The sequence below is a fragment of the Streptomyces sp. NPDC057617 genome, assembly GCF_042800555.1.
GTDB lineage: Bacteria > Actinomycetota > Actinomycetes > Streptomycetales > Streptomycetaceae > Streptomyces.
In genome coordinates this window covers 621464-629532 of record NZ_JBHVGV010000003.1, presented here as the reverse complement: position 1 = coordinate 629532, position 8069 = coordinate 621464, and the positions used below count along the sequence as shown (strand labels likewise).

At 69.8% G+C, this 8069-nt stretch carries 6 protein-coding genes; 5 read left to right on the top strand and 1 reads right to left on the bottom strand.

Annotation, left to right across the window (positions count from 1 at the left end; all coding sequences use genetic code 11):
- Window positions 1–97 precede the first annotated feature (97 nt).
- Window positions 98–1045: a heme o synthase gene (locus ACFU9P_RS11610; RefSeq protein ID WP_376375336.1), complete on the bottom strand. Its 948-nt coding sequence runs from the start codon at window positions 1043–1045 to the stop codon at window positions 98–100.
- 339 nt (window positions 1046–1384) lie between these two features.
- Here ACFU9P_RS11610 and tkt point away from each other — a divergent pair, with 339 nt between their 5' ends.
- Genes tkt through pgl form a run of 5 tightly spaced genes read left to right on the top strand, consistent with a single transcriptional unit; the run spans window position 1385 to window position 7952 of the window.
- On the top strand, window positions 1385–3460 hold the full coding sequence (gene tkt, locus ACFU9P_RS11605) for a transketolase (RefSeq protein ID WP_376375333.1): 2076 nt from the start codon (window positions 1385–1387) through the stop codon (window positions 3458–3460).
- Between the two features lie 34 nt (window positions 3461–3494).
- Window positions 3495–4613, top strand: a complete 1119-nt coding sequence (gene tal / locus ACFU9P_RS11600; protein ID WP_376375330.1) for a transaldolase — start codon at window positions 3495–3497, stop codon at window positions 4611–4613.
- A gap of 5 nt (window positions 4614–4618) precedes the next feature.
- A complete protein-coding gene (gene zwf, locus ACFU9P_RS11595) occupies window positions 4619–6151 on the top strand; it encodes a glucose-6-phosphate dehydrogenase (protein WP_376375327.1) in 1533 nt (510 codons plus the stop codon).
- Window positions 6148–7173 (top strand): glucose-6-phosphate dehydrogenase assembly protein OpcA, encoded by a 1026-nt coding sequence (opcA, locus tag ACFU9P_RS11590; protein WP_376375324.1) that lies wholly within the window; start codon window positions 6148–6150, stop codon window positions 7171–7173. Before zwf ends, opcA begins: the two co-directional genes overlap by 4 nt.
- The gene (gene pgl / locus ACFU9P_RS11585; RefSeq protein WP_384078852.1) at window positions 7170–7952 is read left to right on the top strand and encodes a 6-phosphogluconolactonase; all 783 of its coding nucleotides are present in this window, start codon (window positions 7170–7172) and stop codon (window positions 7950–7952) included. The genes opcA and pgl overlap by 4 nt, the downstream gene beginning before the upstream one ends.
- Window positions 7953–8069 lie beyond the last annotated feature (117 nt).

The following is an 8069-nucleotide window of genomic DNA, read 5'->3' as shown; positions in this document are numbered from 1 at the left end:
AACGACAGTCCGCGACGGGCCGCGGGGGAGTCCACCGTCACGCGCGAGCCCTCACCCGCCAGCACTGAACCGCCCGCCAGGCAGGTCGTACGGAGAACTACCGCAGGAAGGGATCCACCGCCACCGCCACGAACAGCAGTGACACATAGGTGATCGACCAGTGGAACAGCCGCATCTCCTTCAGCTTGCCGCCGGTCTCCCCGGCCCGGGCGCGCGACTGCAGCGCGTGCGCCTCCCAGAGCCACCAGCCGCCCGCCGCCACCGCCACCGCCGTGTAGAACCAGCCGGTGTACCCGAGCGGGGTCAGCAGCAGCGAGACAACGACCATCACCCAGCTGTAGAGGACGATCTGCCGCGCCACCACACGGTTGGACGCGACGACCGGAAGCATGGGCACGCCCGCGCGCGCGTAGTCCTCCTTCACCTTCATCGACAGCGGCCAGTAGTGCGGCGGCGTCCAGAAGAAGATGACAAGGAAGAGGATGAGAGCAGCCCAGGACACCGAGTCGGTGACCGCGGACCAGCCGATCAGCACGGGCATGCACCCGGCGATTCCGCCCCAGACGATGTTCTGCGCGGTACGCCGCTTGAGGATCATCGTGTAGACGACGACGTAGAAAAGGAGCGCACCCAGCGACAGCGCCGCGGACAGCCAGTTGACCAGGAATCCGAACCAGAGCGTCGAGACGACGGTCAGCGTCAGGCCGAAGACCAGTCCCTCGCGCGGCGACACCATCCCGGTGACCAGGGGGCGCTGGGACGTACGGTCCATCAGCGCGTCGATGTCACGGTCGATGTACATGTTCAGCGCGTTGGCGCCGCCGGCCGAGAGATAGCCGCCGATACAGGTGGTGACCACCAGCCACAGATCCGGCACGGTGCCGGCGGCCAGGAACATCACCGGAACGGTCGTGATGAGCAGCAGCTCGATGATCCGCGGCTTGGTCAGCATCACGAACGCTTTGACACGGGCCCCGAACGGCCGATGGCCCCCCGGGCTCGGAGTCGGGACGACCCCAGCGGGTCGGGACTCGACGGCCGTCACGCACACCCCTGACAGAGAAATCCCAGCAAGCTCCGGACGTGAAGCCCCGGTAAAGACTTGCGCGTACCACGCCACTGTAGACGTTGCCCAGACACCGATTCCGCGCGGGGGTGGGTCGTACGGAGCCCCCAGGAAGCAGCCGTGAACCACGGCCGGGACCTCCCGCGCGCCGTGCCGGGACGTCCCCCTACCCCACCGGCAGGCGAAGTCCATGTCCCCGCCGCACCCTGGTTACGAAGGGGAAAAGTTGGATGGGGGTACGAGGGTAGGCTCGGCTGCGAAGCCTGGTGCGCCCTCAGACACCGGGACTGGACATGTGGAGAGGAGCCCTGACTCAGGGTGAGCACCAAGCCGACCACCACAGACCTCGAGTGGACCGATGTGGACAGCCGGGCGGTCGATACCGTTCGCGTCCTGGCCATGGATGCCGTACAGAAGGTCGGCAACGGCCATCCCGGTACGGCCATGAGCCTGGCCCCCGCCGCGTATGTGCTGTTCCAGAAGCTCATGCGGCACGACCCCGCCGACGCTCAGTGGACCGGACGTGACCGGTTCATCCTCTCGGCCGGCCACTCCAGCCTGACGCTCTACATCCAGCTCTATCTGGCGGGTTACGGCCTGGAGCTGGAAGACCTGGAGTCGTTCCGCACCTGGGGCTCGAAGACCCCGGGCCACCCGGAGTACGGCCACACCGTCGGTGTCGAGACCACCACGGGACCGCTCGGCCAGGGTGTCGCGAACGGCGTGGGCATGGCGATGGCGGCGCGGTACGAGCGCGGTCTGTACGACCCGGACGCGGCGCCCGGCACCTCTCCGTTCGACCACACCATCTGGGTGATCGCCGGTGACGGCTGTCTCCAGGAGGGCATCTCGGCCGAGGCGTCGTCGCTGGCCGGCCACCAGAAGCTGGGCAATCTGGTGCTGCTCTGGGACGACAACCACATCTCGATCGAGGGCGACACGGAGACCGCGGTCTCCGAGGACACCCTCAAGCGGTACGAGGCGTACGGCTGGCACGTCCAGCGCGTCGAGCAGCTTCCCAACGGCGACCTCGACCCGGCCGGTCTGTACGAGGCACTGAAGGCGGCGCAGGCCGAGACCGAGCGCCCGTCCTTCATCGCGGCCCGCTCGATCATCGCCTGGCCCGCCCCGCACGCGCAGAACACCGAGGCCGCGCACGGCTCGGCGCTCGGCGACGCGGAGGTCGCGGCGACCAAGAAGGTCCTGGGCTTCGACCCGGAGAAGTCCTTCGACGTCTCCGAGGAGGTGCTCGCGCACACCCGTGAGGCGCTCGACCGCGGCCGTGAGGTCCGCGGCGAGTGGGAGAAGACCTTCGCCGCGTGGCGCACCGCCCAGCCGGAGCGCGCGGCGCTGTTCGACCGGATCAGGGCCGGTGAACTCCCCGAGGGCTGGGAGGACAAGCTCCCCGCCTTCGAGCCCGGCAAGTCCCTGGCGACACGCGCCGCGTCCGGCAAGGTGCTCCAGGCGCTCGGCGAGGTCATTCCCGAGCTGTGGGGCGGCTCCGCCGACCTGGCGGGCTCGAACAACACCACCATCGACAAGACCTCTTCGTTCCTCCCGGCCGGCAACCCGCTGCCGGGGGCCGACCCGTACGGCCGCACGGTCCACTACGGCATCCGCGAGCACGCCATGGGCTCGACGATGAACGGCATCGCGCTGCACGGCAACACCCGTATCTACGGCGGCACTTTCCTGGTGTTCTCGGACTACATGCGCCCGGCCGTGCGGCTCGCGGCGCTGATGCGGGTACCTGTCACCTATGTCTGGACGCATGACTCGATCGGGCTCGGCGAGGACGGTCCGACGCACCAGCCGGTCGAGCACCTCTCCGCGCTGCGCGCCATCCCGGGGCTGAACATCGTGCGCCCGGCCGACGCCAACGAGACGGCGGTCGCCTGGCGCGAGATCCTCCGCCGCCATTCGAAGGGCGCTCCGCACGGTCTGGCGCTCACCCGCCAGGGCGTGCCGACGTACGACGCCAACGACGAGGCGGCCAGGGGCGGTTATGTCCTCTTCGACGCCGAGGGCGGCGACCCCGAGGTCGTACTGATCGGGACGGGCTCCGAGGTGCAGCTCGCCGTGGCGGCGCGCGAGCAGCTCCAGGCCGAGGGCGTCCGGGCGCGGGTGGTCTCCATGCCGTCCGTCGAGTGGTTCGACGAGCAGGACCAGACGTACAAGGACAGCGTTCTGCCGCCTTCCGTGACAGCGCGGGTGGCGGTCGAGGCCGGTATCGGACTGACCTGGCACCGGTACGTGGGTGACGCCGGCCGCATTGTGTCGCTGGAGCACTTCGGCGCTTCGGCGGACGGCAAGGTCCTCTTCCGTGAGTTCGGCTTCACCGCGGACGCGGTGGCCGCCGCAGCCCGGGAATCTCTTGCGGCGTCAGCGCGCTGACGCCCGTATACGAACTGTAGGAGATGCAACTCTCATGACAGACGCACTCAAGCGCCTTTCCGACGAAGGCGTCGCGATCTGGCTCGACGACCTGTCGCGTACCCGTATCACGTCCGGCAATCTCGCCGAACTGATCGACCAGCAGCACGTGGTGGGCGTCACCACCAATCCGTCCATCTTCCAGAAGGCGATCTCGCAGGGGCACGGCTACGACGGCCAGCTCGCGGATCTCGCGGCCCGCAAGGTGACCGTCGACGAGGCCGTCCGCATGATCACCACGGCGGACGTACGGGACGCCGCGGACATCCTGCGTCCGGTCTTCGACACGACGCAGGGCCAGGACGGCCGGGTCTCCATCGAGGTCGACCCGCGCCTGGCGCACAACACCGTGGCGACCATCGCCGAGGCCAAGCAGCTCGCCTGGCTGGTGGACCGCCCCAACACCCTGATCAAGATCCCGGCGACCCGGGCCGGTCTCCCCGCCATCACCGAGACCATCGGCCGGGGCATCAGCGTCAATGTCACGCTGATCTTCTCGCTGGAGCGCTACCGCGAGGTCATGGACGCCTATCTCGCGGGTCTGGAGAAGGCCAGGGCCGCCGGCCTCGACCTCTCCAAGATCCACTCGGTGGCGTCCTTCTTCGTGTCCCGGGTGGACACGGAGATCGACAAGCGGCTCGACGCGCTGGGCACGCCGGAGGCCAAGGCGGCCCGCGGCAAGGCGGCCGTGGCCAACGCGCGGCTGGCGTACGAGGCGTACGAAGAGGTCTTCAGCTCCGACCGCTGGGCGGCGCTGGACCGGGCGCAGGCCAACAAGCAGCGTCCGCTCTGGGCCTCGACCGGCGTGAAGGACCCGGCGTACAAGGACACCCTGTACGTCGACGACCTGGTCGCCCCGGGCACGGTGAACACCATGCCGGAGGCCACGCTCGACGCCACCGCCGACCACGGCGCCATCACCGGCGACACCGTGCGCGGTACGTACGACCAGGCGCGCGCGGACCTGGCGGCCGTGGCCGCGCTGGGCGTCTCGTACGACGACGTCGTCCAGGTACTGGAGGACGAGGGCGTCGAGAAGTTCGCGGTGGCCTGGAACGACCTGCTCAAGTCGACCGAGGCGGAGCTGAAGCGCCTCGCCCCTTCGGAGGGCTGATCCCCTTGACCGCAACCCACGGAGCGAATCCGCTCCGTGACGCCGCGGACCGACGGCTCCCGCGTATCGCGGGGCCGTCGGGCCTGGTCATCTTCGGTGTCACGGGCGATTTGTCCCGCAAAAAGCTGATGCCTGCCATCTATGACCTGGCCAACCGCGGTCTGCTTCCGCCGGGCTTCTCGCTCGTCGGCTTCGCGCGCCGCGAGTGGAAGGACGAGGACTTCGCGCAGGAGGTGCACGACGCCGTCAAACAGCACGCCCGTACGCCGTTCCGCGAGGAGGTCTGGCAGCAGCTCATCCAGGGGATGCGCTTCGTCCAGGGCGACTTCGGCGACGACGACGCGTTCGAGAACCTGCGGGCGACGATCGCGGATCTCGACAAGTCGCAGGGCACCGGCGGCAACTTCGCGTTCTATCTCTCCGTACCGCCCAAGTTCTTCCCGCAGGTCGTGCAGCAGCTGAAGAAGCACGGGCTCGCGGACCAGAAGGACGGCTCCTGGCGCCGCGCGGTCATCGAGAAGCCCTTCGGCCACGACCTGGCCTCCGCGAAGGAGCTGAACAAGGTCGTCCACGAGGTCTTCCCGTCCCACGAGGTCTTCCGGATCGACCACTATCTGGGCAAGGAGACCGTCCAGAACATCCTGGCGCTGCGGTTCGCCAACACCCTCTTCGAGCCGATCTGGAACCGGTCGTACGTCGACCATGTGCAGATCACCATGGCCGAGGACATCGGTATCGGCGGCCGGGCCGGCTACTACGACGGCATCGGCGCCGCCCGCGACGTCATCCAGAACCACCTCCTCCAGTTGCTCGCGCTGACCGCCATGGAGGAGCCGGCCTCCTTCGACGCGGACGCGCTGGTCGCGGAGAAGACCAAGGTGCTGGGCGCCGTCCGGCTGCCCAGGGACCTGGGCGAGGGCACCGTGCGCGGCCAGTACGCGGCGGGCTGGCAGGGCGGCGAGAAGGCCGTCGGCTATCTCCAGGAAGACGGCATCGACAGCAAGTCAAAGACGGACACCTATGCCGCGGTGAAGCTGGAGATCGACAACCGCCGCTGGGCCGGCGTGCCGTTCTATCTCCGTACCGGAAAGCGGCTGGGCCGCCGGGTCACCGAGATCGCGCTGGTCTTCCAGCGCGCGCCGCACTCCCCCTTCGACCACACCTCCACCCAGGAGCTTGGGCAGAACGCCCTGGTCATCCGGGTGCAGCCGGACGAGGGCGTGACGATGCGGTTCGGCTCCAAGGTGCCCGGCACCTCGATGGAGGTCCGCGACGTCTCCATGGACTTCGCGTACGGCGAGTCCTTCACGGAGTCCAGCCCCGAGGCGTACGAGCGGCTCATCCTCGATGTGCTGCTCGGCGACTCGAACCTCTTCCCGCGGCTGGAGGAGGTCGAGCTGTCCTGGAAGATCCTCGACCCGATCGAGGAGTACTGGGAGAAGCACGGCAAGCCCGCGCAGTACGAGTCCGGGACCTGGGGTCCGGTCGAGGCGGACGAGATGCTCGCACGAGACGGACGGAGCTGGCGCCGGCCATGAAGATCGACCTTACGGACACCAAGTCCAGCAAGATCAACAAGGCACTGGTGCAGGGGCGCAGGGCGATCGGCACCCCCGCGGTCGGCATGGTCCTCACGCTGGTCATCGTCACCGACGAGGAGAACCAGTACGACGCGCTCAGGGCCGCCGACGAGGCGTCCCGCGAGCACCCGTCGCGCAAGCTGGTCGTCGTCAAGCGGATCTCGCGCTCGGCGCGCGACCGGTCCAAGGCGCGGCTGGACGCCGAGGTCCGGGTCGGCGCGGACGCGGGCACCGGCGAGACGGTCGTGCTGCGGCTGTACGGCGATGTCGTGGACCACGCCCAGTCGGTGGTGCTGCCGCTGCTGCTGCCCGACGCCCCGGTCGTGGTGTGGTGGCCGGTGAACGCGCCGGCCAACCCGGCCAAGGACGCGCTGGGCAGGCTGGCGCAGCGCCGGGTGACCGACACGCACGCGGCGGAGAACCCGACCGAGGAGCTGACGGTGCGCGCCGAGGCGTACACCCCCGGCGACACGGATCTGGCCTGGACCCGGATCACGCCCTGGCGCTCGATGCTGGCGGCGGCGCTGGACCAGGTGGAGTGCGCGGTCACCTCGGTGGAGGTGGAGGGCGAGCGCCACAACCCGAGCTGTGAGCTGCTGGCCATGTGGCTCGCGAACCGGCTGGACGTACCGGTGAAGCGCGCCGTCTCCGCCGGGCCCGGGCTCACCGCCGTACGGATGGAGACCGACTGCGGTCCGATCAATCTGCACCGGGCTGACGGCTCGCTGGCGACCCTCTCGGTCGAGGGGCAGCCGGACCGCGCGGTGGCGCTGAAGCGGCGCGAGACCTCCGAGCTGATCGCGGAGGAGCTGCGCCGGCTGGACCCGGACGACATCTACGCGTCGGCGCTGCGGTTCGGCGTGCACCGGCTGGGCGACAGCAACGGCGCGTCGGCCACCGCCGCTGTCTCCCATGGCGGTGGGGGTACGGCGACGGCGACCGAGACGAAGAAGGCGACCGGGAAGGCCTCGTCCTCGTGAGCACTCCGCAACTGGTCGTCCACCGTGACAAGGAGCTGATGGCCCAGGCCGCGGCGGCCCGGCTGATCACCAAGATCGTGGACGCCCAGGCCGCCCGGGGCTCCGCCTCGGTGGTCCTGACCGGCGGGCGCAACGGCAACGGGCTGCTGGCCGCGCTGTCGGCGGCGCCCGCCCGGGACGCGGTCGACTGGTCGCGGCTCGACCTGTGGTGGGGCGACGAGCGCTTCCTGCCGGAGGGCGACCCGGAGCGCAACTGCACCCAGGCGCGGGAGGCACTGCTCGGTTCGGTGCCGCTGGACCCCTCGCGGGTGCATCCGATGCCGGCCTCGGACGGGCCTTACGGCAGTGATGTGGAGGCCGCGGCCGCCGCGTACGCCACGGAACTCGCCGCCGCGTCGCGGCCGGAGGACCACGGTCCGGTGCCGACCTTCGACGTACTGATGCTGGGGGTCGGCCCCGACACCCATGTGGCGTCGCTCTTCCCGGAGCTGCCGGGCGTACGGGAGACCGAGCGCACGGTGGTCGCCGTGCACGGCGCTCCCAAGCCGCCGCCGACCCGTATCTCGCTCACGCTGCCCGCGATCCGCGCGGCCCATGAGGTCTGGCTGCTCGCGGCGGGCGAGGACAAGGCGAAGGCGGCGGAGATCGCGCTGTCGGGCGCGGGGGAGATCCAGGCCCCGGCGGCGGGCGCGTACGGCCGCAGCCGCACGCTCTGGCTGCTGGACGCGGCGGCGGCCTCGGCGCTGCCGCGGGACCTCTATCCGCCGGCCTCGGCCTGACGGAGCGTCAAACAGGCTGTCGGACAGGCAGTGTGAAGGCCCGGTTCGCCTCGCGGCGGCCGGGCCTTCGGCATGTCAGCTCTTCGGCATGTCAGACCTTCGACGTGTCAGCCCTTC